At 67.6% G+C, this 25,931-nt stretch carries 22 protein-coding genes; 14 read left to right on the forward strand and 8 right to left on the reverse strand.

The window, feature by feature from the left end; all coding sequences use genetic code 11:
* Positions 1-8 precede the first annotated feature (8 nt).
* Positions 9-1,388, reverse strand: coding sequence for a sensor histidine kinase (locus tag AC3WT6_RS15980; protein ID WP_492654600.1), 1,380 nt, complete (start codon positions 1,386-1,388; stop codon positions 9-11).
* Entirely contained in the window at positions 1,375-2,028 is a 654-nt protein-coding gene (locus tag AC3WT6_RS15985; RefSeq protein WP_492654601.1) for a response regulator, read from the reverse strand. Before AC3WT6_RS15985 ends, AC3WT6_RS15980 begins: the two co-directional genes overlap by 14 nt.
* A gap of 87 nt (positions 2,029-2,115) precedes the next feature.
* Here AC3WT6_RS15985 and AC3WT6_RS15990 point away from each other — a divergent pair, with 87 nt between their 5' ends.
* The 8 genes from AC3WT6_RS15990 (at position 2,116) to AC3WT6_RS16025 (ending at position 8,613) form a co-directional block, all read left to right on the forward strand.
* The gene (locus tag AC3WT6_RS15990) at positions 2,116-2,673 is read left to right on the forward strand and encodes a cytochrome b (RefSeq protein WP_492654602.1); all 558 of its coding nucleotides are present in this window, start codon (positions 2,116-2,118) and stop codon (positions 2,671-2,673) included.
* A gap of 17 nt (positions 2,674-2,690) precedes the next feature.
* Positions 2,691-4,049, forward strand: a complete 1,359-nt coding sequence (locus AC3WT6_RS15995; protein WP_492654603.1) for a cytochrome C — start codon at positions 2,691-2,693, stop codon at positions 4,047-4,049.
* The gene (locus AC3WT6_RS16000) at positions 4,049-4,426 is read left to right on the forward strand and encodes a c-type cytochrome (protein WP_492654604.1); all 378 of its coding nucleotides are present in this window, start codon (positions 4,049-4,051) and stop codon (positions 4,424-4,426) included. The genes AC3WT6_RS15995 and AC3WT6_RS16000 overlap by 1 nt, the downstream gene beginning before the upstream one ends.
* 228 nt (positions 4,427-4,654) lie before the next feature.
* The gene (locus tag AC3WT6_RS16005; protein WP_492654605.1) at positions 4,655-5,821 is read left to right on the forward strand and encodes a diguanylate cyclase; all 1,167 of its coding nucleotides are present in this window, start codon (positions 4,655-4,657) and stop codon (positions 5,819-5,821) included.
* 199 nt (positions 5,822-6,020) lie between these two features.
* Positions 6,021-6,689, forward strand: coding sequence for a hypothetical protein (locus tag AC3WT6_RS16010; RefSeq protein WP_492654606.1), 669 nt, complete (start codon positions 6,021-6,023; stop codon positions 6,687-6,689).
* 225 nt (positions 6,690-6,914) lie between these two features.
* Positions 6,915-7,487, forward strand: coding sequence for a lipid-binding SYLF domain-containing protein (locus AC3WT6_RS16015; protein WP_492654607.1), 573 nt, complete (start codon positions 6,915-6,917; stop codon positions 7,485-7,487).
* Positions 7,488-7,681: 194 nt separating this feature from the next.
* Positions 7,682-8,242, forward strand: coding sequence for an antibiotic biosynthesis monooxygenase (locus tag AC3WT6_RS16020; RefSeq protein ID WP_492654608.1), 561 nt, complete (start codon positions 7,682-7,684; stop codon positions 8,240-8,242).
* Between the two features lie 23 nt (positions 8,243-8,265).
* Complete coding sequence (locus AC3WT6_RS16025; protein WP_492654609.1) at positions 8,266-8,613, forward strand: YciI family protein; 348 nt, start codon at positions 8,266-8,268, stop codon at positions 8,611-8,613.
* Positions 8,614-8,860: 247 nt separating this feature from the next.
* Here the strand turns inward: AC3WT6_RS16025 and AC3WT6_RS16030 are convergent, their stop codons facing one another.
* On the reverse strand, positions 8,861-11,188 hold the full coding sequence (locus AC3WT6_RS16030) for a DNA internalization-related competence protein ComEC/Rec2 (RefSeq protein ID WP_492654610.1): 2,328 nt from the start codon (positions 11,186-11,188) through the stop codon (positions 8,861-8,863).
* A 213-nt stretch (positions 11,189-11,401) separates the two neighbouring features.
* Between AC3WT6_RS16030 and AC3WT6_RS16035 the strand changes: the two genes are divergently transcribed.
* Both AC3WT6_RS16035 and AC3WT6_RS16040 read left to right on the forward strand, forming a co-directional pair.
* Positions 11,402-12,373, forward strand: coding sequence for a sterol desaturase family protein (locus tag AC3WT6_RS16035; RefSeq protein ID WP_492654611.1), 972 nt, complete (start codon positions 11,402-11,404; stop codon positions 12,371-12,373).
* Complete coding sequence (locus AC3WT6_RS16040) at positions 12,370-13,335, forward strand: CE1 family esterase (protein WP_492654612.1); 966 nt, start codon at positions 12,370-12,372, stop codon at positions 13,333-13,335. The genes AC3WT6_RS16035 and AC3WT6_RS16040 overlap by 4 nt, the downstream gene beginning before the upstream one ends.
* Here the strand turns inward: AC3WT6_RS16040 and lolD are convergent.
* The 3 genes from lolD to AC3WT6_RS16055 all read right to left on the reverse strand — a co-directional run bounded on the left by lolD (position 13,319) and on the right by AC3WT6_RS16055 (position 17,605).
* Positions 13,319-14,050: a lipoprotein-releasing ABC transporter ATP-binding protein LolD gene (gene lolD / locus AC3WT6_RS16045; protein ID WP_492654613.1), complete on the reverse strand. Its 732-nt coding sequence runs from the start codon at positions 14,048-14,050 to the stop codon at positions 13,319-13,321. The genes AC3WT6_RS16040 and lolD overlap by 17 nt on opposite strands.
* On the reverse strand, positions 14,043-15,290 hold the full coding sequence (locus tag AC3WT6_RS16050; RefSeq protein ID WP_492654614.1) for a lipoprotein-releasing ABC transporter permease subunit: 1,248 nt from the start codon (positions 15,288-15,290) through the stop codon (positions 14,043-14,045). The genes lolD and AC3WT6_RS16050 overlap by 8 nt, the downstream gene beginning before the upstream one ends.
* 62 nt (positions 15,291-15,352) lie before the next feature.
* Positions 15,353-17,605, reverse strand: coding sequence for a DUF6351 family protein (locus AC3WT6_RS16055; RefSeq protein WP_492654615.1), 2,253 nt, complete (start codon positions 17,603-17,605; stop codon positions 15,353-15,355).
* A 316-nt stretch (positions 17,606-17,921) separates the two neighbouring features.
* On the opposite strand from AC3WT6_RS16055, the gene AC3WT6_RS16060 reads away from it, so the two are divergent.
* Together AC3WT6_RS16060 and AC3WT6_RS16065 are read left to right on the forward strand one after the other, a co-directional pair.
* Positions 17,922-18,953, forward strand: coding sequence for an AraC family transcriptional regulator (locus tag AC3WT6_RS16060; RefSeq protein ID WP_492654616.1), 1,032 nt, complete (start codon positions 17,922-17,924; stop codon positions 18,951-18,953).
* A gap of 91 nt (positions 18,954-19,044) precedes the next feature.
* Entirely contained in the window at positions 19,045-20,556 is a 1,512-nt protein-coding gene (locus tag AC3WT6_RS16065; protein WP_492654617.1) for a glycosyltransferase family 39 protein, read from the forward strand.
* A gap of 65 nt (positions 20,557-20,621) precedes the next feature.
* Here the strand turns inward: AC3WT6_RS16065 and AC3WT6_RS16070 are convergent, their stop codons facing one another.
* Together AC3WT6_RS16070 and AC3WT6_RS16075 are read right to left on the reverse strand one after the other, a co-directional pair.
* Positions 20,622-21,767: an OmpA family protein gene (locus AC3WT6_RS16070; RefSeq protein WP_492654618.1), complete on the reverse strand. Its 1,146-nt coding sequence runs from the start codon at positions 21,765-21,767 to the stop codon at positions 20,622-20,624.
* A gap of 81 nt (positions 21,768-21,848) precedes the next feature.
* Positions 21,849-23,264 carry a WS/DGAT/MGAT family O-acyltransferase gene (locus AC3WT6_RS16075; RefSeq protein ID WP_492654619.1) on the reverse strand — a complete coding sequence of 472 codons (1,416 nt, stop codon included), beginning with the start codon at positions 23,262-23,264 and terminating at the stop codon, positions 21,849-21,851.
* 187 nt (positions 23,265-23,451) lie between these two features.
* Here AC3WT6_RS16075 and AC3WT6_RS16080 point away from each other — a divergent pair, with 187 nt between their 5' ends.
* Together AC3WT6_RS16080 and AC3WT6_RS16085 are read left to right on the forward strand one after the other, a co-directional pair.
* Entirely contained in the window at positions 23,452-25,254 is a 1,803-nt protein-coding gene (locus AC3WT6_RS16080) for an N-acyl-D-amino-acid deacylase family protein (RefSeq protein WP_492654620.1), read from the forward strand.
* A complete protein-coding gene (locus AC3WT6_RS16085; protein ID WP_492654621.1) occupies positions 25,251-25,919 on the forward strand; it encodes a TetR/AcrR family transcriptional regulator in 669 nt (222 codons plus the stop codon). Before AC3WT6_RS16080 ends, AC3WT6_RS16085 begins: the two co-directional genes overlap by 4 nt.
* Positions 25,920-25,931: the final 12 nt, after the last annotated feature.

Raw genomic sequence — 25,931 nt, forward strand, 5'->3', positions numbered from 1 at the left:
GCCCTGCCTCATCGGCCACCGCCGGTCCGGGTCGAAGTCGATAGCGGCCAGGATACCCGCAGGCGCGCGCCCGGCGCCGGCTCGGCATCGCCGACTTCCACCTCGCCGCCCAGCGCCAGGGCGATGCGGCGGACGATGAACAGGCCCAGGCCACTGCTGCCCGGCTGCAGGTGCACGAAGCGCTCCAGCACCCGGTCGCGCTCGGCGGCTGGGATGCCCGGCCCCTGGTCCTGCACTTCCAGACACAGCCGCTCGTCGACCACCGCCGCAAGCAGGCGCACGCGCCCGCCCGGCGGCGTGTGCCGCAGGGCGTTGTCGATCAGATTGCGTAGCACCACATAAACCGCCTGCGGACTGCTATGCACCAGTTCGTCACCCACCACGCAGTCAAACTTCTGCTCGCGGGCGCGCGCCGCGCCTTCGAACTCGTGGACGGTTTCTTCCACCACCCGCGCCAGCGCGAAGTTCTCGGTGTCGAGATCGGCAGCATGGCGCGGGTCCAGCCGCGCCAGCGTCAGCAGCTGATCGATCACCCGGGTGGCGCGATCAACCCCGGCCAGCAGGCGGTCCAGCGCGGTCTGCGCCGCCGCCGGGTTGGCGGCGCGGCCGGCGATCTGGGCTTGCAGGCGGATCGCCGCCAGCGGCGTGCGCAGTTCGTGGGCAATGTCCTCGGTGACCCGGCGCTCGTTCTCCAGCGAGCGCGACAACCGCTGCAACAGCGCATTGAAGGCGCCGACCAGGGGTCGCAGCTCATCGGGCAGCCGGCGATCAGCCAGCGCGCTGAAATCATCCGGCGCGCGCGCCGCCACTGCGGCGGCGGCATCCCGCGCGGGCGCCAGCCCCCGACTCAGGGCCAGCCAGACCAGGATCGCCAGCACCGGCGCCGCCAGCATCAGCGGCAAGAGCAGCGCCAGACTCAGATCACCGGCGATCGCGCGGCGGTGCCACTGCGGCTCGGCCAGTTGCAGGCGCAGGTTGTGCGCCTCGTTCCAGACCGTCAGCAGCCGCCAGCTTTCACCCTGGTACTGCAAGTCCTGATAGCCGAGCTGCGCCGGCGCCAGCGGCTGCAGGGGCGCACCGGCGGAGCGCAGCAGCAGGCGGCCATTGGCGGCCCAGATCTGGTATAGCAGGCCGCCACGCGGCAATTCCTCGGCCGCTGCCACGCCGTCGAGGCTGCTGCCAGCGGTCTCCGCGTATTCGTGTTCGGCAAAGCCGAGCAGCAGGGTCGCGGTGCGGCTCAGGCTGTCATCGAGATCCTCGGTTACTTCGGTACGGGCGGCGTAGATCACCAAGGCGGCGCTGAGCACCCAGAACCCCAGCAGGGCCAGCAGCACCCGCAGCAGCAGATGCCGGCGCAGCGACCAGCCGCGGCCTTCAACGGATGACATAGCCGACGCCCCGCACCGTCTCCACCAGCCCCGGGCCGAGCTTGCGCCGCAGGTGGTGCACATGCACTTCCAGCGCATTGCTTTCGATCTCCTCACCCCAGCCGTACAAGGCTTCTTCCAGCCGCTCGCGGCTCTGCACGCGGCCGCGGTTTTCGGCTAGCGTCAGCAACACCGCGTACTCGCGGGCGGAGAGCGTCAGCTCGGCCGCGCCGCGCCGCACCCGCCGCCCGACCGGGTCGATGCACAGCTCGCCGATGATCAGGGTCGGCTGACTGCGACCGGCGTGACGACGCACCGCCACCCGCAGGCGCGCAGTCAGCTCGTCGAGATCAAAGGGTTTGACCAGGTAGTCGTCGGCACCGAGATCCAGGCCGCGCACCCGATCGGTGATGCGGTCGCGCGCCGAGAGCACCAGGATCGGCAGCGACTCGCCGGCCGCGCGCAGCTCGGCGATCAGGGCGGTGCCATCGCCATCGGGCAGGCCGAGATCGAGCAGCAGCGCCTGGTAGTCGTGGCTGCGCAGCGCGGTGCGGCCGGAGCGGCCGTCGCTCACCCAGTCGACCGCATAACCCGCCTGCTGCAAACCGCCGCGCACCGCCTCACCGAGCAGGGGATCGTCTTCGATGAGCAGCACACGCATGGCGGCAAAGACCAGAACAACCGGGTGGGACTTAAGAAAACCTTAAGCCATCGCCCCTAGCTTGCGCACGTTTACCGCCTGCCCGCCATGTCCGACCGCCACCACCCGCTGACCATCTCGCTGCACTGGCTGACCCTGCTGCTGGTGCTCGCCGGCGTGACCTGCGTGTTGCTGCGCGAGCTGGTGGAAGACCGCGACCTGCGCTTGCTGTTGCTGGAGCTGCACCGCAATGCCGGGCTACTGGTGCTGCTGGTCACCAGCCTGCGCCTGTTCAGCCGCTGGCCGCTGGCGGCGCACCGCATCAATGCCGGTCTGCCGCCGCCGCTGCACCTGGCCGCCAAGCTGGGCCACGGGCTGCTCTACCTCAGCCTCGCCGCCATCCCGATGCTGGGCTGGGCCTTGAGCAGCGCGCGCGGCCAGACGGTGAGCCTGTTCGGCTGGCTGCCGCTGCCGGCGCTCCTGGGACGTGATCGCGACCTCGCCGAAAGCCTGGAGGCCTGGCACGGCAACCTGGCCTGGGCGCTGATCGCGCTGGTCAGCCTGCACGCCGCCGCCGCGCTCTGGCACCACTACGGTCGCCGCGACGGTGTACTGCGCTCGATGCTGCCCGCCCTAGGCAAACCCTCATCCCCCACCACACCCTGACCGTACCGGAGTTGTCCATGCTGAAACTGCTACCCAGCCGCTGGCTGCGTCTCGCCGTTGGCGCCGCGCTGGCCCTCGGCAGCCTGAGCGCCCAGGCTCTGCCCAGCTATGCCCGCCAGACTGGCCAGGAATGCGCCGCCTGCCACGTCGGCGCCTTTGGCCCGCAGCTCACCCCGTATGGACAGAAGTTCAAGATCGGCGGCTACACCGATGGCAAGTTCGCCGACTGGGGCATCCCGGTCTCCGCGCACCTGATCGCCGGCGCCACCCACACCGGCGCCGACCAACCCGACCTGCCGGACGAGTTCAAATCCTTCCGCAGCAATGACAACCTCGCCTTGCAGGAAGTCTCCGGCTTCATCGGCGGCAAGCTCGGCGAGCACGTCGGTACCTTCACGCAGATCACCTACAGTGGCATCGAGCAGCGCGTCGGCTGGGACAATGTCGACGTGCGCTACGCCCGCGAGTTGCAGATCGGCGGACACGACGCGGTGCTCGGCGTCTCGCTCAACAACGCGCCGACCGTGCAGGACCCGTTCAACACCTTCGGTGTCTGGAGCTTTCCCTACACCGCCTCCGACCTCGGCTTCGGCCCGGCGTCCAGCGCCCTGCTGTCGGGCGAAAACCAGCTCTATGGCCTGGGCCAGAACGTGCTGGGCCTCACCGCCTACGCCTATCTCGCCGACGCGCTGTATCTGGAGGTGGGCGGCTATCAGAAACTGCAAGGCGCCACCCTCAGCCGTCTGGGCGCCGGCCGCGACTCGCAGCTCGACCTCAGTGGCATCAGCCCCTACTGGCGCCTGGCCTATACCGGCCAGTACAAGCACCAAGCCTATTCCCTGGGCCTGATCGGCCTGGACGGCAGCGTGCGTCCGGCCGACGGCGGCGGTCTCAAGGACCGCTTCCACGACCTGGGCATCGACGCCAGCTACCAGTTTCTCGGCACCCGCAAGCACATCGGCACCGTCAATGCGTCGTTCCTGCGCGAGCAGCAGTCGCTGGACTACACGGTGGCGGGCGGTGGCGCCGACAACGGCAGCCAGACGCAGTACAACCTCAATCTCAACGCCGCCTACTATTACCGCAACACCTATGGTCTTAGCCTCGGCGCCTTCAACAGCCACGGCAGCGGCGACGCCACGCTCTATCCCGACAGCCGCCTGAACCGCCCGGATACCGCCGGTACCGTGCTGCAACTCGACTGGACGCCAACCGGCAAGGAGAGCTACCAGGGTCCATCCTGGCTCAACTACCGCCTGGCCTTGCAATACACCGCCTTCAGCAAGTTCGAAGGCGCGAGCAGCGACTACAACGGCGCCGGCGCCAAGGCCAGCGACAACAACACCCTGTTCGTCTATCTGTGGAGCGCCTTCTGATGCGCCGCCACCGCCTCACCGCCGTCCTCGCGCTGGCGCTGACTGGCCCGCTCGCCGCGCAAGCGGCGGGCGATGCTGGCCGCGGCGCCGACTCGTTCGACGCCAACTGCGCCGAGTGCCACAGCGTCGCCAAAACCCTGAAGAACAAGAAGGGCCCCAGCCTCTACGGCGCCTGGGGCCGCGTGGCCGGCGCAGTGGCCGGCTACGACTACTCACCCGCGCTCAAGGCCTCCGGCATCGTCTGGACCGCCGACAAGCTCGACACCTACATCACCGCGCCGAAGAAAGTGGTGCCGGAAGGCAAGATGAAGTTCGATGGCCTCGGCGACGCCAAGGAGCGCGCCGACCTGCTGGCCTTTCTGGCCGAGCAGAAGTAGTTATCACCGCCTCCCGCAGGGCCTGCCGCCTAGGCAAGCCCCAGCGGCCCGGCAGTCCCTAGGCGGCGGCCGCGCTGCGCGCCAGCAGTGGTGCAAGAACGCCCAAACCTCCGCAGAAACCGCGCATCGGCCGGGGCTACGCCTGAACCGGGCCACAGGCTAACCTGAGGACATAAGGCTAGCGGACCACCCGCCGACCTCCCTGCCCCAAGGGCCACAGCCAGCCCCATGCACAAAGCCCCAACAACCCAGCTCACCCGGCTGCACATCCACAACCGGCTGATTGCCCTGTCGGTGCTGATGGGCGCGGGCATCCTGGTGTTTCTGCTGTTCTTCTACCACTCGTTTTCCAGCAGCCTGCGGCACGAGAAGGAGACCCAGACCCGGTATCTGTCGGAAGTCGGGCTGCACCTGCTCGAACACTTTCACCAGCTTGCGGAATCCGGCCAGCTGACGCCCGCGCAGGCGCAGCAACAGGCAAAGAGCGCGCTGGCCTCGGCCATTTACAGCGACAGCGGCTACTTCTGGATCGTCGACAGCGCAGGGACGCTCCTGGTGCAGCCCTACACCCCCGAGCGCGTCGGCACCAACCTCAGCGGCTGGACCGACATCAAGGGCAAGCACATCGTCCGCGAGTTCGTCGCCACTGCCAAGGGCGGCGGCGGTTGGGTGTCTTACTACTGGCCCAAGCCGCATATGCAGGAGCAATACCCCAAGGTTTCCTACGTGGTGTACTTCGCGCCCTGGGACTGGGTGCTGGGCACCGGCGTCTACCTCGACGACAGCCAGGCCCAGGTCACCCAGACGGTGTTCCAGGCCTCGGGCATCTTGCTGGTCGTGTTCGGCGGCTTCGTCATCGCCCTGGTGGCAGCCGCGCACTACTTCCTGCGTCGGCTGGAAGACATCGCCGTCCGCGACTCGCTCACCCATCTGCACACCATGCGCTTTCTGCGCGAGGTCATCCCCTCCATCTTGAGCAAATACCGGCGCGAGGGGCACCGCCTGCTGGCCGCCATCTTCATCGACGTCGACCACTTCAAGGCGGTCAACGACAACTACGGCCACGACTGCGGCGATCAGGTGCTGGAGCGCGTCGCCCATGTGCTGACCGGCATGACCCGTGGCGATGATTTCTGCATCCGCTTCGGCGGCGAGGAATTCGTCCTCATCGGCTTCTTCGACAACGAGGCCGCGGTGTTGCAGACAGCGGAGCGCATCCGCGCCGAAACCGCCAAGCTGCACTTCAGCCACCGCAAGGCGGAGTTCCAGGTGACCTTGAGCGCCGGCATCGCCATCTACCGCGCTGGCGAGGAGTCCTTCGACGACATGCTCAAGCGCGCCGACCAGAAGATGTACGAAGCCAAGGCGCAGGGGCGAAACCGGGTAGCGATTTAGGCCACCGTTTGGCTAGCGTCCTTGCAGTCGTTTTCGACGCGCGGGCCATCCCGCGTGCGCGCTCACCAGGGCCGATTGACAAGCCCACAGCCGGCTCGCAGGCTGACCGCGTTGCACGGCATTTAGGGCGCCGCCGGCGGGAACCGGCACAAAGCTCATCTGGACAATATTTGTCGGCCTAATTAGCGCAGGGGGAAGAGTGAGTAACGACAAGCTTGACGTACCTAAACCATCGAAAGGCGACGCTGCTCACGCCATCGCCAAGGCGGGCCTATCTGCCATACCAGTTATTGGTGGCCCTGCTGCCGAGCTATTTCAGAATGTAGTCCAGCCTCCACTAGAAAAGCGGAGGGTTCAGTGGATGGCCGACGTAGGAGAGAAGCTACGAGAACTCGAGGACAGCGGACTTACGATTGAGAAGCTCCAAGGCGACGAGAGCTTCATTTCCGCGGTCATGCAGGCGTCACAAATCGCATTGCGAACGCATCAAAAGGAAAAGCTCAAAGCGCTGAAAAACGCCGTTGTAAATATTGCGAAGGGACAGCTGCCGGATGAAGCTGTTCAACACATGTTCCTTTCGTTCATAGACAGCCTTTCAGAGCTTCACCTACGAATTCTTCGATTGTTTCAAAGACCTACGCCTCCTCCGAACATGAGCATGGGCGGACTTAGCTCCGTACTGGAGCACAACATGCCGCAACTTCGCGGAAGACGCGATCTCTATGATCAATTCTGGAAAGACCTCTATATCCGAGGGTTAGTCAATACCGACGGCATGCATACGACCATGAGCGGAAGTGGCTTGGCACAGAAACGAACAACAGGTCTCGGAGATGACTTTCTGAAATTCATCACAGAGGCGGCGTAGTGCGCTCTAACTGACTTCCTGCCGAAGGATTTGCCTTCGCTTCGCTAGGAACAAATGCGCGGCTGAACCAGAAGGCGTTGAAGCTGTAGAAAAACCCCAACACCCCAATTAGCCACTGGGTGCGCCATCGCACAGATCAGCGCCGCCGCGAAGTTCACTGTGTTGCCGGGCTCACCGAGCCCCGGTCATGCCGAGAGCCTAGTTAGTTAGATGGAGTGCCAGCACATGAAACCCAACAACAACAACCCCAGCCGAACCCGGATTTTCCTTGCCGCTGCGGCGGCCATCGCCCTGTCGGTGTTCACCGGCCTGGCCCAGGCGGCGGCCACCGCCGAAGAGTTGAACAAAGACGCCGACCAGGCGCTGCAAAGCCTCTACAAGTCCAACCCGGTGGCGCTGGCGGTTTCCAAACAGTCGAAGGCGCGCCTGGTGTTCCCCAACATCATCAAGGCCGGCCTGGTGTTTGGCGGCTCGTATGGTGAAGGCGTGCTCTTGAAGGGCGCCAACCCCGCCGGCTATTACAACTCGGTCTCGGCCTCCTGGGGCTTGCAGGCGGGCGCTCAGTCCTACGGCTATGTGGTGTTTCTGATGAACGACAAGGCCATCAACTACCTCGACAAGTCGGAAGGCTGGGAACTGGGCGTAGGCCCCAGCGTGGTGGTGGTCAATGAGGGCGTGGCGAAGAATCTTTCCACCTCGACGCTCAAGGACGATGCCTATGCCTTCATCTTTGACCAGCAGGGTCTGATGGCGAGCTTCAGCATCGAAGGCACCAAGATCAGCCGCATCAAGCGCTGACCCGCGACTCGCCGCTGGCCAGTCAGCCACTGGCCAGCGGCAACAGCGGCAACGACGGCCGCCGCAACTCGCGGCGGCTTCGTCGTTTCTGGCCCGATGACACCGCTTGGAAAGCCCCCATAAAACGCGCTACGGTCACTCGCGCCACAGGCGATAGCGCCATCCGACCCCCGTTGCAGTACAGGACCGTTTTCATGGAACCCGCAGCAGACCAGGGCGCGACCGTTGTCATCACCCACCGCGTGCGCGCGGACAAGCATGCCGAGTACGAGGCCTGGCTGCAGGAGATCGCGCCGCTCTGCAAGGCCGCGCCCGGTCATCTGGACTGGCACATCGTCCGCCCCATCGCCGGGCTCACCGAGACCTATACGGTGATCATCCGCTTTGATACCGCCGCCAACCTGCGGCAGTGGATGGAGTCGCCGGCGCGCACCCGACTGATCGCCAAGGTGCTGCCGCTGTTCGTCAAGGGCGACGACTTCTTCGTGAGCAGCGGGCTGGATTTCTGGTTCACACCCGCCGGCGCCCAGGCCAAGGTGCCGGTGCGCTGGAAGCAATACCTAGTCACCTGGTCGGCGATCTATCCGCTGGTGATGGGCGTGCCGCTGCTGATCGCGCCGCTGATGCAGGCGCTGGGGCTGCCGGAGCAGCGCTGGCTGAGCACGCTGGCGGTGACCGCCACCGTGGTGTTTCTGATGGTCTATGTGGTGATGCCGCGCTACACCAAACTCATCAAACGCTGGCTGTTCAGCTGAGCCAGCGCCACCGGAGGAGCCCCATGCAATTCCTGCTCATCATCAGCCACGACGCCCGCTTCGCGTCCAGCGAGGCGCTGGTCGCCGACATCCTGGCCTGGATCGACCGCATGCAGGCGCGCGGCATCCGCCGCCACGGCGCGCCACTGCGGCCGCCTTCGGAGGCAGTCACCGTGCGTGTCCGCGAGGGCCGGTTGCAGATCACTCCGGGTCCGTTCAGCGACAGCCGCGAGCAGATGTGCGCCTACGAGCTGCTCGACTGCGCCAGCCAGGAGGAAGCGCTCGCGGCAGTAGCCGAGCATCCGATGGCGCGGGTCGCGACCATCGAAGTCCGGCCGGTGTGGGCGGAGCTAGGGCCTGTCACCCATTAGAACGTCGCTGCGTTGCCGGTCAAAAGCGCGTCAGGCAAGGCGCGAGCTGACGCAAAGGCTGGAGCCTTTGCTAAGCGAGCAACGCCGCATGACGCGCTTTTGGCCAGCAACCCTTCGGGGCGGGACGGTTTTGGGGCATTGCCACGTCAGCCAGTGTTTCAATAGGCCCGCTATTGCGCACACTGACTTCCTTGCACTGCCCCAAAACCGCCTTCCGCCGCAGCGATGTTCTAATGGGTGACAGGCCCTAGCGCTCCGCTGACTCGAACTCGCGCAGCGGCGGCGCCCACCAGCCACGCGCTCCCGCTTCGCGCCAGGCCTGCACTGGGCCGGCCCCGGTTTGCGGATCGACATGCAGGCGCAGCGCGCCTTCGTGGCCGCTCATGTGCAGCGCCGCACCCTGCTCGGCGTAGCGGCGCACCACCTCCGGCCGTGGATGCCGGTAGGGGTTGCGGAAACCGGCGGGGAAGATCACCAGCTTAGGCTGTACCGCGCGCACGAAATCCGGCGTCGAGGAGGTCTTGCTGCCGTGATGCGGCGCCAGCAGCACTTCGGCGCGCAGCCGTTCGGGCATCGCGCTGAGCAGCCTGGCCTCGGTGCCGCGCTCGATGTCGGCCGGCAGCAGCGTGGCGTGGCCGTTGACGCTCACCCGCAGCACGCAGGCGGCGTCGTTGTCGGAGGCGCTGTCGCCAGGCCTGGGGCCGTGCAGCAGCTCGAAATCGACGCCGTCCCACTGCCAGCGTTCGCCAGCGCGGCAGGGCTGCTCGCCGAGCGCACCCAACTCCGCCTTCGGCCGCAGCAGGCGACGCACTGCCGGCGCGCCGCCGCGATGGTCGAGATCGGGATGCGAGACGATCAGCAGATCCAGCCGCCGCACGCCCTCGCCCAGCAGATAGGGCGCGACCACCGACTCGCCGGCGTCGAAACCCTCCTCGTAGGCCGGCCCGGCGTCGAACAGCAGGCTGTGCCCGGACGTGCGCACCACCACCGCCAGGCCCTGGCCGACGTCGAGTACGGCGAGGTCATAGCCGCTCTTCGGCGCGTTCTGCGGCGGAAGCAGCAGTGGCAGCAGACAGAGCAGGCCCAGCGACTTCAGCGGCAGACCGCGCGGGCTGGTCAACAGCAGTGCGCCGAACAGGGCCAGAGCCAGAGCGGCCGGTGGCGGGCTGGCGGCGATCCAGCTCTCTGCGTGGGTCTGCGCCAAGGCCAGCAAGCTCGTGTGCACCAGATTCAGGGCCTGCGCCAGACCGGTCAGCAGCGGCAGCCCGGCCCAGGGCCAGAGCGCGCAGAGCAGCAGCGCCAGCACCAGCAACGGCGTCAGCAGGGCAAACACCGGCACCGCCAGCAGATTGACGAAGGGCGCGATCCAGGCCGTGCCCTGGAAGAAGAACAGGGTCATCGGCGCCAGGGCTAGCGACAGCAAGAGTTGCAGGCGCAGTGCCTGCTTCCAGACCGGCTCGCCGGGCGGGCGGCCCAGGCTCAGCCAGAAGATCGCCGCCACCGCGCCGAACGACAGCCAGAGCCCGGGGCTGAGCACCGCGAAAGGGTCGTGCAGCAGCACCAGGCCCCAGGCGATCAGCAGCACCCGCCAGGACGCGGCCAGGCGGTCGAGGAACAACGCCGCGAGCAGCACCCAGAGCATCAGCAGCGCGCGCAGTACCGGCGGCTCGAAGCCGGCCAGCAGCGCATAGCCGGCGGCGACCAAGGCCGCGCCCAGGCTGGCGGCCTTCTGCGCCGGCAGGCGCAGGCACAGCGTAGGGAACAGGCTCCAGCTCCAGCGCAGCAGCCACCAGGCGAAGCCGGCAACGATGGCGAGGTTGAAGCCGGAGATCGCCACCAAGTGCGAGGTACCGGTGAGCCGGAAGGCATCCCAGTCGGCGTCACGCAACTCGCCGTCGTAGCCCAGCACCAGGGCGGCAGTCAGCGCGCGGGCGGGCGACTCCGGCAGCCAGGCTTGCAGGCGGTCCAGCAGCGCCTGGCGCGCGCGCAGCACCCAGTAGCCGCCGCCTGCCTCGCAGCGCTCGGCACTGCGCACGGCGGCGGTGGCGGCGATGCCCTGGCGGAACAGCCAGCCCTCGTAGTCGAAGCCATGCGGATTGGCGCTGCCGCGCGGGGTCTTGAGGCGCAGGCTGAAGCGCCAGCACTCGCCGCCGCGCAGCCATTGATCGGTGCGATACCAGCTGACGCGAATGCGCGCCGGCAGCGCCGGATCCTCGGGCGCCAAGCTGAAGCGCCAGACCAAGTCACCGGCGTCCTTGGCGCGCAGGCGCTGCGGCGCCTCGCGGCTCAGCTCCGGCAGCGAGGCGATGCGGCCGCTCACCACCAGGTCCTCGCCATGGCGGGCCAGCGGCCAGCGCTGCGCCAGCAGGGCGTCGCCGCGCCAGAGGGCGTAGCCCAGCCCAAGCGCGAACGGCAGCAGCAGGCCGCGCAGCGCCGGCCAACGACGCCAGAGCAGCGCTTCCAGCAGCCCACCCGCAGCCAGCAAGGCCAGCGCCCAGGGCGCCGCCGGCCACTGCGGCAGCACGACCAACAGCAGCACGCCGGCGCTGTAGGCGAGGATGGCGCGTGGCAGCATCTGGCCTCAGTGCCCGCGGCAAACGCGCGCGGACGATGGCTCCCGCTCCTTCCCCATGGCGGCTCCCGTTTCACTCCCTGCGGCTATCTTGAGCCGAGGCCGCAGCCAGCCAAAGCGCCGCCCATCGGCCCGACAAAGCCTGGAATATCATCGGCGCCGACCGGCCGCCTGCACTTTCAGGCACACAGACCGGGAGCCTGACGAGGAACAGCAATGGCGACGCTGGAGTGGTTGTCGAAATACCTGCTGGTGCTGGCCATCCCCTACTTCCTGGGCCTGGTGGCCTGGGAGTGGTGGGCAACGCGTCACCGGCCGCAGTACGCCGGCCTGCGCGGCTACGAGACGAAGGACACCGCGGTGAGCCTGAGCCTGGGCAGCATCAAGCTGGCGATGATGGCGCTGACCGCGCTCTACACCGTGCCGGTCTTCGCCTGGATCTACCAGCACCGGCTGCACACGTTCTCACCACTGGCCTGGTGGACCTGGCCGCTGCTCTTTCTCGCCGAGGACTTCTGCTACTACTGGTACCACCGCAGCGCGCACCGGGTGCGGCTGTACTGGGCCGAGCACGTCAACCACCACTCCAGCGAGTACTACAACTTCGGCACCGCGCTGCGGCAGTCGACGCTGGGCCCGGCCTACATCTTCGTGTTCTGGCTGCCGCTGGCCTGGCTGGGCTTTCATCCGCTGGCAATCGCGGTGCAGGCCGGCATCAGCCTCATCTACCAGTTCTGGATTCACACCGAGACCATCCAGCGCCTGCCGCGCTGGTTCGAGTGGCTGTTCAACACGCCCTCGCACCATCGTGTGCACCACGGCAGCAACGGCCCCTACATCGACCGCAACTACGGCGGCATCCTGATCGTCTGGGACCGCCTGTTCGGCAGCTTCCAGCCGGAGCTGCCCGAGCTGCCGGTGCGCTACGGCCTGGTGCACAACCTCCACAGCTACCGGCTGGACAGGGTGATCTTCCACGAGCTGCGCCATCTGCTGCGCGAGGCCTGGCGGGCGCACGGCCTGCGCAACAAGCTGCTGTGGATCTTCGGCCCGCCGGAATGGACACCCAACGGCCCCAACTGGCCGGCGGATCATCCCAAAGCGCTGGCGCTGTCAACCGGAAGCGCGGTGACTGGCTTGGCTATTGCGGGCAGCAAGCCCGGCGACCAACAAGCAAAGACCCCATGACTCTCTCCCGCATCCGCTACGCCGCCACGCTGGCTCTGCTGGCCACGACACTGCTGGCCTTGTCTCCCGCCCAGGCCGGGCCGCTTTCCGGCCTGCTCCAGCGCGACGACCAGACCCTGCGCCTGAACATCGACGGCCACAGCCGCAAGTACATCCTGCACACGCCCGCCGACTACAGCGGCGGCGCGCTGCCGCTGCTGGTGGTGCTGCACGGCGGCTATGGCAGCGCCGCCAACGCCCAGCGCAGCCTGGGCTTCGACGACTACGCCGATGCCCGCCGCTTCGCCGTCGCCTACGGCGAGGGCTATCGCAGCAGTTGGGCCGACGGTCGCGGCACCGGCCCGGCGGCCGAGGCCGGCGTCGACGACCGCCGCTATCTGCAGGCCATCGTCGCCGACGCCAGCAGCCGTCTGCCGATCGACCCCGCCCGCGTCTACCTGACCGGCCTCTCCAACGGCGGCATGATGAGCCTGCGCATGGCCTGCGAAACCAGCACGCCGTTCCGCGCCTACGCGACGGTGATCGCCAATGTGCCGGAACCGCTGGCCGCCAGTTGCGCGCCGCAGGCCGGCGGGGCGCTGCTGACCATCAATGGCGTCGAAGACCCGCTGATGCCCATCGACGGCGGCGACTGCTGCGGTGGCGGCCTGCTCGGCCAGGGTGGCCGCGTGATCAGCTCCGATGCCAGCGCCGAACTCTTCCGCTCCAGCTTTGGCTGCGGCGCCAGTCCGGCGGTCGAGCTGCTGCCGCCGACGGTGGACGACGGCACCTGGGTGGAACATCGCCAGTGGAGTGGCTGCGCCAGCGGCGCGCGCCTGCAGGCCTATCGCGTACACGGCATGGGCCACGCCTGGCCGCCACGCCGGCCTATCCTGCCTAGCAATGGCTCCAGCAGCGACAACCTCGACGCCACCCAGGTGATCGTCGAGTTCCTGTTCGGCGCCCCTAATCGATCTCGCTGAGCCGGCCGCTCACCAGGGTGTAGCGGCGCTCCATGCGCGCCGCCAGCTTGAGGTCGTGGGTGACCACCACCAGGCTGGTGCCCAGTTCGCGGTTCAGCTCCAGCATCAGCTCGAACACCGTCTCGGCGGTCTTCACGTCGAGATTGCCGGTGGGCTCGTCGGCCAGCACCGCCGCCGGCCTGGTCACCAGGGCACGCGCCACGGCCGCGCGCTGGCGCTCGCCGCCGGAGAGTTCGCCCGGCTTGTGCTCCAGGCGCTCGCCGAGACCAACGCGGCGCAGCAGCTCACCGGCCTGCGCGTAGGCGAGCTTGTGCGGCGTGCGGCGGATCAGCAGCGGCAGGGCGACGTTTTCCAGCGCGCTGAATTCTGGCAGCAGGTGGTGGAACTGGTAGACGAAGCCCAGCGCCCGGTTGCGCAACGCGCCGCGCTCGCCGTCGGACAGCGCGCTGATCTTCTCGCCCGCCACCCAGACCTCACCGGCGCTGGGCGCATCCAGCCCGCCGAGCAGATGCAGCAGGGTGGACTTGCCGGAGCCGGAGGCGCCGACGATGGCGATGCGCTCGCCGCGCGCCACCGAGAGATCGACGCCGTTGAGCACCGTGAGGTTGAGGCGGCCGTCGTCGAAGGTTTTCGACAGGGCGGTGGCGCGCAGGATGATGTTGGCGCCACCCTCCCCGACCTCGCCCTGGGAGCTTGTGGTTTGAGGGTTATTCATAGCGGAGCGCCTCCGCCGGCTGCGTCCGCGAGGCACGCCAGGCGGGATACAAGGTGGAGAGCAGACCCAGCGCCAGCGACAGGCCGGCTATGCGGCTGACGTCGCTCCACTTCAGCTCTGAAGGCAGGTCGGAGATGTAGTAGACATCGGGCGAGAGAAACTGCTGGCCCATCAGCGCTTCGAGGATGGGCACCAGCCGCTCGACGTTGAGCGCCAGGGCGATGCCGCCGGCGACACCCAGCAGGGTGCCGACGATGCCGATGATCGAGCCCTGCACCATGAAGATCGCCATGATGCTGCGCGGCTGCGCGCCCAGGGTGCGGAGGATGGCGATGTCGGCCTGCTTGTCCTGCACCACCATCACCAGGGTGCTGACGATGTTGAAGGCGGCGACGCCGACGATCAGCGAGAGGATGATGAACATCACCATCTTCTCGGTCTTCACCGCGCGGAAGAAGTTGGCGTGCTGGCGGGTCCAGTCGCTGACGTAGTAGATGCCCGGCAACTGGCTGGCCAGTTCGCGCGCCACCTGCGGTGCCTGGAACAGGTCGTGCAGCTTCAGCCGCACGCCGGTCACCGTGTCGCCCATGCGGTACAGCGCCTGCGCGTCGGCGAGGTGGATCAGCACCAGGCCGCGGTCGAACTCGTACATGCCGATCTGGAACACGCCGGCCACCGTGAAGCGGCGGAAGCGCGGCAGAACGCCGGCCGGAGTGACGCTGGCCTGGGGGATCATCAGATCGACCTTGTCGCCCACTTCCACGCCCAGGCTGGTGGCCAGCTCACGGCCGAGCACAATGCGGAACTCACCGGCCTGGAGATCGCTCAGCGCACCGATCTTCATGTGCTGGGCGATCTCGGAAACCTTGGCCTCCTCCTCCGGCAGGATGCCGCGCAGCAGAGTGCCGGAGAGGTCGCTGCCCTGCTTCACCATACCCTCGCCCTCGATGTAGGGCGCGATGCCCTCGATGGCGGGGTTCTGCGCCGCCAGCCGGCCGACGCCCTGCCAGTCCTCCAGGCCGCCGCGCAGCGCCGAGATGGTGGCGTGGCTGGCCATGCCGAGGATGCGCGTGCGCAGCTCGCGCTCGAAGCCGTTCATCACCGACAGCACGGTGATCAGCGCCATCACGCCGATGGCGATGCCCAGCATCGAGGCCAGGGAGATGAACGAGATGAAATGGTTGCGCCGCTTGGCCCGCGTGTAGCGCAGGCCGGCGTACAGCTCGTAGGGATTACGCATAGGCGCGAATTAGAGCACGGAAGGCGGCCGCCGCCACCTTCCGCGCCCTCGCCGCACCGCCTTCAGTACACGAAGGCCGGGCTGGACCAGCCGCCGCGCGAATTGGCCGGTGGTGGCGGTAGCGGTGCGCCGCCGGTCATCACCTGACCCTGGTCATCGCGGTAGCGCAGCCAGGTCTGGGTCGGCTGCATGCCCGGCGTCGGTTGGCTGTAATCGCAGACGCCCTCGGCGAAGGTCGCCTCCAGCTGCTGCCACTGCGCCTCGGTGAACGGGATCAGTCCGTAGTCGTCCTCGCGGCTGAAGGGCTTGAGCAGGCACTGCATGGTGTCGCCAGTGATGCCGTCGCCGGCCATGGTGCGCGGCGTGCCGTAGGCGTAAATCTGTTGCAGCACGTCGACGCAGACCTCGTCCAAGAGCTTCTGGCCGAGGCCGTCGCTGCACTGGTCGTGGACGTCGGCCGGCCTGTTGCGGACGATCTTCTCGGCGATCGGCGCGGAGCTGGCGTCCTGCTCGATGGCGGCGAGCCAGTTGTCCATCGCGGTGAGGCCTTGATAGACGTACTGGAGATCGCCGATCAGCGGCACCGGCCCGCCCCACATCACATGGTTGTCGTGATTGCCGTGCTCGCGGTCCAGGCGCCAGCGCGTCCACCAGGCATGCAGCGAGTCGTGGGCGATGCCGGGGTCGGGGCCGACGAAGTTGATGATCGCCACCGTGTTGAGGTTGTTGGCGACGTTGACCGTGCCGCTGCGGTAGATGTTGGCAACCGCGCGGGCGTCGGGGACGGTGCGCGCCGCCTGCGGCTGGATGTCGATGTCCAGGCCACCGATCTTGACGTTGAGATCGACGAACTGCGCCGGCGTGATGCGCCCCTGTTGCAGCGCCTTCAAGCCGTATTGCACGCCGGCATTTCCCAGCGGCAGCGCCGCGAAACCGCGGCCGGCGGCCTGCTCCATCGGCGACCATACCGCCGGCTCACGGCGGCCGAAGACATGTACCAGGGCGTCGATCACGCCACAGCGCACGCCGCCCGGATTGGTCTCGGGGTGGTAGCTGCCTTCGCCGTAGCAATCGCCGGCGGGCGCGGTCGCGCCCTTGAACAGGCCCTCGTCGGCGACCACCGCGTTGAGATGGGTGAGATGGCCCTCGACATCGCCGTACTGGGTCGGCAGCCAGATCACCCCGGCGGCCCACTTCGCGGGGTCTTCGAAGTAAAGGCGCAGCAGGTGGTAGTCGGCAAACTGCAGGCCGGCGGTGAAGGTGTCCGGGTAGGAGCACATGGTCAGCAGGCCCTGGTAGATGCCCGGATAGGCATTGGCCACCGTCGCCTGGGCGATGGAGCCACCGGAGCAGCCGGTGCCGATGGTGTAGCGCAGCTCGCCGTACTGCTCGACCAGCCGCTCCTTGGCCATCATCAGCGACTCCGCCTGCAGGACCACGTCGCAGTTGTGGCCACCGTTGTCGAGCGCGGTGGACAACACCGCAAAGCCGCGGCCCAACGCGGTCACATAGCTCTGCTCCAGCAGCGGGTTGTCGGGGATGGTGCCGGAGTAGTCGTTGAGCGGCGCGGTGCCGGGCGCGAACGAGGTGCCGCAACTGCCGCCGTGGGTGATGACCAGCTTGTGGTTCCACTGGTCCTGCGGCGCCCAGGGCTGCCAGTCCTGGTCGGGGCGGAACAGCGTGAGAATCCGGTACTCGTCGCGGTCCTGGTAGCCGCGTTCCAGCCGGACGATGAAGGGCAGCGTCACGCCGGCGGTCGTGGTGGTGCTGGCGACGTCGCTGGGTGGATTGGCCGGGTCATAGGCCTGCAAGCCGTTCTTGAGCGGGCTGCTGGACTTGTAGAGATAGCTGTACTCGGCCGGCTGGTTGCAGGCGGCGTCCACCGCGGTTTCCTGGCACCTGTGGCGGGGGATCTGCGGGCCGGAGAAGATCGGGCCGCCATTGGGATGGTTGATGAGGCTGGCGCGCGCGCCGGAACTGCCCGGCGCGCTGGCGCTCAAGCTGTTCTCGCCCAGCCGCAGGCCGGTGAGCAGCGCCAGGTAGCGGCCATTCGGGCGCAGGGCGAAGCTGGAAGTGACATCGGCGCCGTTCAAGCGCACCCGCCCCTGGCCCGGCGCCACGCCCTCGGGCCAGACCACCTCGACCAGGGCGTCGTCGCCACTGATCAGATCGGCACGGTTGGACAGCAGCTTGATGGTTGCGGCCGGCCCCACCCCGCCCGCCTCGCCGGCCGGCGCGTCGCTGCGCGAGCCGCAGCCGCTGGCCATCAGGCCCGCCAGTAGTACCGCTGCCAGCCAGCTGGTCCGGTTGTGCATGATTCAAGCTCCCCTCAGGTGATGTGACCGCCGGGCCGGGCGGCCCATGAACTGGGGGCGGCACACGCGGGCGGGCGGTCCGCGTGCGTGGACCACCGGCGGGGGGCGGCGTGGCCGGAACCGATTCCAGGCCACGGTCGGCGTCTTGGCACCGACCGACTCTCACCGCAACGCGGTCTCCTCCAGCTGCTTTTGTCACCGGGCATCAAGGCCCACCGCCGCGTCTGGCGCTTAACGGTTGTGATTGCGGCGGAGGCTAGGGCCGTCGGCGGTCTTCGTCTTGACAAAAACCGACAGCCATTACGAAATCGCGACAATGACGATAAAAACTGGAGGGGACTACCAGAGCGCGGTGGTCACCGCCGCCTACGCCTCGGCGCTGCTGGACTACCTGCGCCTGCACGGCCAGGACCCGGAACAGCTCTACGCCGACAGTCACCTGCCCTCCTTCGCCGCCATGGCGGCGCGTGGTCAGCTCAGCCTCGGCGAGTGGATGACCATGTTCGAGATCGCCGCCGACGCGCTCGGCGACCCCGATCTCGCGCTCAAGGCCGGGGCACAGATCAACATCCGCCACATGGGCGTGCTCGGCCAGGTGCTGATGAACTGCGCGCATGTCGCCGAAGCCGCCGCGCAGCTCTCGCGCTACATCCGCCTGTTGGGCGAATTCGGCCAGCCGCAGGTGGAGATCCACGGCGCCGAGGCGCACATGATCTGGAACTGGCCCTACGAGGCAAAGCCGCCGGTGGCCCTGGTGCAGTTCATGCAGGCCGCGCGCGCCGCTTTGACCCGCTGGCTCACCAGCCGGCCGGATCTGAAAGGCGAGGCCCACTTCTACTTTCCGGCGCCGGCGAACACGGCGGTCTACGCGGAGATCTTCGGCGGCGCGCTGCACTTCGACGCGCCGGTCAACAAGATCGTGGTGCCGGCCAGCTATCTGCAAGCACCGATCGTGCTGGCCGACCAGAGCTGGCGGCGGCGCGCGGAGCTGGAGGCGCGCGCGGTGTTGCAGCGGCTCGCCGGCGACACCGCGCTGTTGCAGCAGCTGCGCCAGTTGCTGGTCGCCAAGCTGGAATTTGGCCGCGGCTCGCTGGACGAAGTGGCGCGCGACCTGGGCATGCACCCGCGCGCGCTGCAGCGCCGGCTCGACGCCGAGGGCACCAGCTTCCGGCGCCTGCTCGACGAGGTACGTCTGGCCCGCGCCCAGCAGTACCTGAGCGACCCCGGCCTGCGGCTGGCCGAGGTCGCCTTCCTGCTCGGCTATGCCGAGCAGAGCGCCTTTCAGTACGCCTACAAGCAGTGGACCGGAATCACGCCCGGCGAGTACCGCAATGGCTTGCCGGTCTGAGCGCCGGCTTGCGGAGGCCACGGTCAGCGCTTGAGAATCCGCCGCTAAGCCATTCCTGCGCGCGGGCTCACTCCCGGGCTGCCTCCGATTCATGACCGCCAGCGCCCGCTCTCCCCTGCGAATCCTCCTGCTGATCCTGCTCATCGGCAGCGTCTACCGCGCACTCGCCCTGCACTGGGCCGGGCTCAACCTCTATGTCGACGAGGCGCAGTACTGGACCTGGGCCAAGAGCCTGGCCTGGGGCTATTACTCGAAGCCGCCGGTGATCGCCGCGATCATCGCCTTCACCACCGCGCTGTTCGGCGACGGCGAGCTGGCGATCAAGAGCGGCGCCCTGCTGCTCTACCCGCTGACCACGCTGCTGGTCTACGCGCTGGCGCTGCGGCTCTACGACCGCCGCGTGGCGTTCTGGAGCGCGCTGACCTTCTTCACGCTGCCGGGGGTGGCCTTCTCCTCGGTGATCATCTCCACCGACGTCGCCTTGTTCACCAGCTGGACCGCCGCCTGCTACGGCCTGCTGCGCGCCCTGGAGAGCAACCAATGGCGCTGGTGGCTGCTGGTGGGCCTGGCTGGCGGCATCGGCCTCTTGACCAAGTACACGATGGGCATCTTCGCGGTCTCGACCCTGCTCTACTTGGCGCTGACGCCTATCCTGCGCGCGCAGCTGGGCAATCCGCGCCTGTACCTCGCCGCCCTGCTGTCGGCGCTGATCTTCGCGCCCAATCTCTGGTGGAACCATCTGCACGGCTGGCCGACCTTCCAGCACACCGCCGACATCTCCAATCTGGAGACCGGACCGGGCCTGCATCTCGACGAACTCTCGGAGTTCCTGCTCGGCCAGGCGGCGATCATCGGGCCGGTATTGTTCTTCGCGCTGATCGCCCTGATCGCGCGGCCACGGCAATGGCTGGCGGAACCGGGCCAGCGCTTTCTCGCCTGCATGGCCCTGCCCTTCCTGCTCATCATCAGCCTGCAAGCCCTGCTGGGACGCGCCAACGCCAACTGGGCGGCGATGACCTACGCCACCGGCACGATCTGGCTGGTGGCCTGGCTGCTGCAGGGCGAGCGTCGGCGGCTGTTGATCGGCGCCATCGCACTGAACCTGGTGCTGGCCTCGCTGGCCTACCACTATCACGCGCTGACCCGGCTGGCCGGCATCGAGCTGACCCGCAAGAGCGACCACTACAAGCGTGTGCAGGGCTGGGATCGGGTCGGTGCGCAAGTGCGCCAACGGCTGCTCGATAATCCGGGCGCGACCCTGCTCACCGACCAGCGCGACCTGATGAGCGAGCTGCGCTACTACGCACGGCCGGAGTCCGACAGCGCGGTGATGTGGAACCCGCGCCACGAGGTGGTCAGCCACTACCATCTGGTGACCAGCATGGACGACAAGATCGGCGCCGACTTCCTCTACATCACCCGCGACGAGCGCCTGCCGGATGAAGTGGCGATGCGCTTCTTCGAGACCCTGCCGCTGGAGCCGATCCATGTACCGGTGGTGCCGGGCTGGTCGCTGGACTTCCAGGTGTTTCTGCTGCGCCGCTTCCAGGGCTATGAAGGCCCGCTGCCGCTGGACAAGCCGCCGGCGCCGCCGCTGAACTGAAAGCCGGTCGGAGGGCAACAAAAAGCCGCCCCGCGCTTGCGCGCGGAGCGGCTTAGGCAAGGACCTTACTGCTTGGTGACGCTGAACTCGACGCGGCGGTTCTCGGCGCGGCCGTCCTTGGTCTTGTTGCTGGCCACAGGCTTGCTCTCGCCCATGCCGTCGGCGCTCAGGCGGCTCGGGCTGATGCCCTCGCCAATCAGGTAGTCACGCGCCGCGTTGGCGCGCTGCTTGGACAGCTTGAGGTTGTAGGCGTCGGCACCCACCGAGTCGGTATGGCCCTCGATCAGCAGCTCCATGCTCGGCTGTCCACGCAGACCTTCGGCCACCTTGGCCAGGGACTGCTTGGCGGTAGCGGTGAGCCGCGCCGAGTCGAACTCGAAGTTGATGTCGTGCAGCACCACCTTGGCGGCCCTGATCGCGCAGCCGGTGCCGTCCACCTTCATGCCGTAAGGCGTGTCGGGGCAGGCGTCGAGTGCGTCGTACACGCCATCGCGGTCGAGATCCCGGGGCGGCACCGCCCGCGGCGGCGGACAGCCGACGGCGTCTACCAGGCTGCCGTCTGGCGTACCCGGGCAGCGGTCGATGGAATCGACAACGCCGTCGCCATCGGTATCGGCCGGCGGTGCCGGCGGCGGCAGGCGTGGCGGCGGAGGCGGCACCACGGCCGGCGGCACCGGGTCGGCGCCAAAAGCGAGCTGCACGCCGGCGTTGATGCGGGTGTCCCACAAGAGATCGGTACCGACCGCCGCCTCGTCGTCGTTGACGCGGTAGCGCTGGGCATCGACGCGCAGCGAGGCGCGCTGGCTCAGCTCGTACAGGAAGCCGCCACCGGCATTGAGAAAGAAATGGCCGCCGGAATTGGTCGCTCGATCATCGTACTGGCCGCCAGCGCCCAGCAGCAGAAACGGCGAGAACCGGGAGGAACGCTTGAGCGGATGGATCGTCAGATCAAGCCCGGCGCCCAAGGCCAGGTCGGCGTCGTTGCTGCCGTTCCGGCCGTTCTTCAGGCCGAAGACGCTCAGCTCCGGTGCCAGGTAGTCGCCCATCGGCAGGCCGAGCAGAAACTTGGCACCCAGGCCATGCTCGGTCTGTCGGTCCAGGTCGGGCGAGACATAGCTGCCTTGCAGGCCGAAGTAGGGCTGGTCATTGGCGGCCAGGGCCGAGGTCGTTGCCGACAGCAGCGCCAGCGCGCACAGAGACGTGATTTTCATTGTGGTTTTCCTCCGTAGGTTTTGCAGAACGCACCGAGGCTGTGACCAGGCCATGAATCCGGCCTGAACAGGGCTCCCGGCTCAGGCCGCCTTACGCCGCTTGTACATCGCCTTTTCCGCCGCCAGCTCCAGCTCTTCCAGGGTCTCGGCCATGTAGGTGGCGAGCCGCTGCATGTGCGGCAGGGTGTCGCGGCAACCGGTGAAGCCGACGTTGAACTGGCCGGCATAGCTGACCACGGTGATGTTCAGCGCCTGACCATGGCTGAGCAGGGAGATCGGATACATCTGCTCCAGCCGCGCGCCGTTGAAGTACAGATGCTCGCGCGGCCCCGGCACATTGGAGATGGTGACGTTGAACATCGGCCGCGTGCGCCCGCTCAGGCCGGTCAGCAGGCTGAGGATGTAGGGCGCCATGAACACCATGGTGTAGTTGTTGATGCCGGCCTTGGGCAGGGCCTGCAACCTGTCCTTGGCGAAGGCGGTGGACTCCTGGATCGCCTTGAGCCGCTGCAAGGGGTCCACCAGATGGGTGTTGAGGTTGGCAATGATGAAGCTGATGGCATTGCCGCTGTCGCCATCGTCGGCCGGGCGCACGCTGACCGGCACGCCGGCGGTGAGCGGGGCATTGGGCAGCGCCTGGATCTCATCCAGATAGCGCCGCAGCGCGCCCGAGCACAGCTCCAGGAACACATCGTTGACGGTGCCGGCGGTGGCCTTGGCGATCCTGCGGATACGCTCCAGCTCGTAGTACTGGGTGGCGAAGCGGCGCTGGCCGCTGATCTTGCGGTTGAAGATGGAGCGGGGCGCCACGAACGGCGCGGCGTGGGCGGGATCGGTCTGGCCGAAGCTGTCGCTGACCACCTCGCGCAGGGCCTTGATGACGCCGGGCAGGGTCTCCGCCTGCGCCAGCGCCAGGGCCTTGAGCCGCTGCGCCAGTGGCGCTTTCACCGGGTGCGGACGGGTGGAACCGCCACGGCCCACCGCCCAGGGCGGTAGACGATCGGTTGCCTCGGGATCGGCCGAGAGCATGCGCTCGAGCATCTTCATGCCGCCGACGCCGTCGACCTGCGAGTGGTGCATCTTCACGTAGAGCGCGAAGCGGTTGTGCTCCAGGCCCTCGATCAGATGGCATTCCCACAGCGGCCGGTTGAAATCCAGCGGATGCGAGTGCAGGCGCGAGATCAACACGCCCAGTTCACGCTCGCCGCCCGGCGCCGGCAGGGCCGAGTGGCGGAAGTGGTAGTCGAGATCGATCTTGTGGTCTTCGATCCAGGCCGGCAGCACGCCCTTGAGCTTGGGCGACACCAGCTTGAGATTGAACGGCGGCGCGAAATTGCGGTGCTGCTTGAGGCTGGCGACGGTGTCGCGCAGGAAATCCGGCGAGGCATTCTGCGGCAGCGAGAAGATGGTCAGGCTGCCGACGTGCATGGGCGTGTCGGTGGACTCAACCATCAGCCAGGCAGCGTCCAGCGGATTGAGCTTGTAGGTCTTTGCCACGGGGTTCTCCTCCCATTCGTTATGCGCGGAGTGTAGCCAATGGCGGCCGGGGTCGGAGGGTGGCGGTACCGGACGCACAGCCGAGCCGATCTCACCTCAAAAAGATTGCGAGTGATCGGTTTCTAACCTAGGCTGACCGGCAAGAGCGGCGGCCACCTCCGGACCACCGCCACGCTGGAGGAGACCCATGCGCAGCTTTGATCTGGTCATCAAAAATGGCCGCTACTTCGACGGTAGCGGTGGCCCTTCCAGCCGCAAGCACGTCGGGGTACGCGATGGCCGCATCGCCGCGGTTTCCGACCTGCCGCTGCCGGAAGCCGGCGCCCAGGTCATCGACGCTGAAGGCCAGTGGCTGATGCCGGGCTTTCTCGACACCCACACCCACTACGACGCCGAGATGCTGGCCGCACCGGGCTTAAAGGAGAGCGTGCGCCACGGCGTGACCACGGTGACCTTCGGCTCCTGCTCGATCGGCATGGTCTGCTCGGCGCCCGAGGACTGCTCGGACATGTTCACCCGCGTCGAGTCGATCCCGCGCGAGCATGTGCTGCCGCTACTCAAGCAGACCAAGACCTGGAACTCGCCGCGCGGCTATGTCGAGCATCTGCAAGCCATGCCACTGGGGCCGAATGTCACCGCCTTTCTGGGGCATTCCGACCTGCGGGTGGCGACCATGGGCCTCAGCCGCGCGGTGGACAGCCAGGCCAGGCCCAGCGAGGCCGAGCTACAGAAAATGGAACAGGTGCTGGAGGAGGCGCTGGATGTCGGCCTCTTGGGCCTCTCCACCATGACCACCAAGTGGGACAAGCTCGACGGCGAGCGCGAGCGCAGCAAGAGCCTGCCCACCACTTACGCACGCTGGAGCGAGTACACGCGGCTCAACCGCATCCTGCGCCGGCACGGACGCATCCACCAGGGTGCGCCGGACATCGTCACCAAGGTGAACATGTTCGCCTTCCTCTGGGAGAGCCTGGGTCTGTACTTCCGCAAGCCGCTGAAGACCACGCTGATCACCCTGATGGACGTGAAGAGCAACGGCCTGCTGCACCGGCTGATCGGCAAGCTGGCGCATTTCTGCAATCGCGCGTTGCGCGGCAACTTCCGCTGGCAGGCCCTGCCCTGCCCCTTCGAGGTCTATGCCGACGGCATCGATCTGGTGATCTTCGAGGAGTTCGGTGCCGGCGAGCAGGCACTGCATTTGGCCGACGAAGTCGAGCGCAATGCGCTGATGCAGGACGAGCGCTACCGCCGCGCCTTCCGCAAGAACTACGAGGCGAAATTCACCCCTAGAGTCTGGCACCGCGACTTCCACGACGCCGAGATCGTCGACTGCCCGGAGCGCGGCGTGATCGGCAAGAGCTTTGGCGCGATAGCCGATGCCAAGGGCATCCACCCGGTCGACGCCTTCCTTGACCTCGTGGTGGCGCACGGCAAGAAACTGCGCTGGAAGACCACCATCGGCAACCACCGCAAACAGCGGCTGCAGGCCATCGTGCAGGACCAGGGCGCGATCATCAGCTTCAGCGATGCCGGCGCGCACATTCGCAACATGGCCTTCTACAACTTCAGCCTGCAGATGCTCAAGCTGGTGTACGACGCCGAGCGCGAGGGCCGCCCCTTCATGCCGCTGGAAAAAGCCGTGTGGCGACTCACCGGCGAGCTGGCCGACTGGTTCGAGATCGACGCCGGCCATATCCGCCTGGGCGATCGCGCCGATCTGGTGGTGATTGATCCCGAGGGTCTGGACGCCAGCCTGCGGGCCTATGCCGAGGCGCCGATCCCCGAATTCAACGGGCTCTCGCGCATGGTCAACCGCAACGACCGCGCGGTCAGCGCCACCGTCATCAACGGCCGCGTCGCCTATCGCCATGGCGAGTTCGCCGCCGACTTCGGGCGCGCCGCGGGCTATGGCCGCTTCCTCAAGGCCGGCGAGCTGGCCAGCTCCGACCATGGCGTCGAATACGGCACTCCGCTGGCGCAGGCGGCATGAAGCGCGCGGTCACGGTCCGCGCGCCGGCCACGCGGCGCAAGGCCACTCCGCGCGCCATGCCAGCTGCCGGCCGCACCCAGACCGAGCGCCGCAGCAGCACCATCGCCAAGCTGGTGCAGGCCAGCACCGAGGTGCTGATCGAGCTGGGCTATGCGCGCGCCAGCATCCAGGAGATCTGCCGCCGCGCCGGGGTTTCCCACGGCGGCCTGTTCCGGCATTTCCCCAGCCGCCTGGAGCTGATGAAGCGGGTGGCGGTAGAGGTCGGCAATGGCCTCCTGGATCGCTACCGCCAGCAGTTCGCCCGCCTCAAGCAGCATGCCCACGACCCGATCCGCCTGGCCCTGGAACTGTGCCGTGGCACCTGTCAGTCGCGCAGCCACCAGGCCTGGTTCGAGCTGATGATGGCGGCGCGCACCGATGCCGAACTGCGCGCCGCGCTGGCGCCGATCTGGGCCAGCAATCACGCCGACGTGCTGGCGCTGGCGCGGCAGCTGTTGCCGGAGTACAGCCAGCACCCGGACTTCGCCGCCACCGTCGACGTGATGGTGACCCTGATGCACGGCGAGGCGGTGGAGCGCTTCGTCCACATCGACAGCGGCGCCGAGCACCGCCGCCTGGCCTGGGCGCAGTTGGCCGTGCAGCAGCGCTTGCGGCAGCCGGACTAAACGCTTGCTGTC

Source organism: Stagnimonas sp. FW305-C-60 (assembly GCF_058782965.1).

Coding starts and splice junctions, on each gene's coding strand:
- AC3WT6_RS15980 (WP_492654600.1), bottom strand. CDS start 1,388: ATGTCATCCGTTGAAGGCCGCGGCTGGTCGCTGCGCCGGCATCTGCTG.
- AC3WT6_RS15985 (WP_492654601.1), bottom strand. CDS start 2,028: ATGCGTGTGCTGCTCATCGAAGACGATCCCCTGCTCGGTGAGGCGGTG.
- AC3WT6_RS15990 (WP_492654602.1), top strand. CDS start 2,116: ATGTCCGACCGCCACCACCCGCTGACCATCTCGCTGCACTGGCTGACC.
- AC3WT6_RS15995 (WP_492654603.1), top strand. CDS start 2,691: ATGCTGAAACTGCTACCCAGCCGCTGGCTGCGTCTCGCCGTTGGCGCC.
- AC3WT6_RS16000 (WP_492654604.1), top strand. CDS start 4,049: ATGCGCCGCCACCGCCTCACCGCCGTCCTCGCGCTGGCGCTGACTGGC.
- AC3WT6_RS16005 (WP_492654605.1), top strand. CDS start 4,655: ATGCACAAAGCCCCAACAACCCAGCTCACCCGGCTGCACATCCACAAC.
- AC3WT6_RS16015 (WP_492654607.1), top strand. CDS start 6,915: ATGAAACCCAACAACAACAACCCCAGCCGAACCCGGATTTTCCTTGCC.
- AC3WT6_RS16020 (WP_492654608.1), top strand. CDS start 7,682: ATGGAACCCGCAGCAGACCAGGGCGCGACCGTTGTCATCACCCACCGC.
- AC3WT6_RS16025 (WP_492654609.1), top strand. CDS start 8,266: ATGCAATTCCTGCTCATCATCAGCCACGACGCCCGCTTCGCGTCCAGC.
- AC3WT6_RS16030 (WP_492654610.1), bottom strand. CDS start 11,188: ATGCTGCCACGCGCCATCCTCGCCTACAGCGCCGGCGTGCTGCTGTTG.
- AC3WT6_RS16035 (WP_492654611.1), top strand. CDS start 11,402: ATGGCGACGCTGGAGTGGTTGTCGAAATACCTGCTGGTGCTGGCCATC.
- AC3WT6_RS16040 (WP_492654612.1), top strand. CDS start 12,370: ATGACTCTCTCCCGCATCCGCTACGCCGCCACGCTGGCTCTGCTGGCC.
- lolD (WP_492654613.1), bottom strand. CDS start 14,050: ATGAATAACCCTCAAACCACAAGCTCCCAGGGCGAGGTCGGGGAGGGT.
- AC3WT6_RS16050 (WP_492654614.1), bottom strand. CDS start 15,290: ATGCGTAATCCCTACGAGCTGTACGCCGGCCTGCGCTACACGCGGGCC.
- AC3WT6_RS16055 (WP_492654615.1), bottom strand. CDS start 17,605: ATGCACAACCGGACCAGCTGGCTGGCAGCGGTACTACTGGCGGGCCTG.
- AC3WT6_RS16060 (WP_492654616.1), top strand. CDS start 17,922: ATGACGATAAAAACTGGAGGGGACTACCAGAGCGCGGTGGTCACCGCC.
- AC3WT6_RS16065 (WP_492654617.1), top strand. CDS start 19,045: ATGACCGCCAGCGCCCGCTCTCCCCTGCGAATCCTCCTGCTGATCCTG.
- AC3WT6_RS16070 (WP_492654618.1), bottom strand. CDS start 21,767: ATGAAAATCACGTCTCTGTGCGCGCTGGCGCTGCTGTCGGCAACGACC.
- AC3WT6_RS16080 (WP_492654620.1), top strand. CDS start 23,452: ATGCGCAGCTTTGATCTGGTCATCAAAAATGGCCGCTACTTCGACGGT.
- AC3WT6_RS16085 (WP_492654621.1), top strand. CDS start 25,251: ATGAAGCGCGCGGTCACGGTCCGCGCGCCGGCCACGCGGCGCAAGGCC.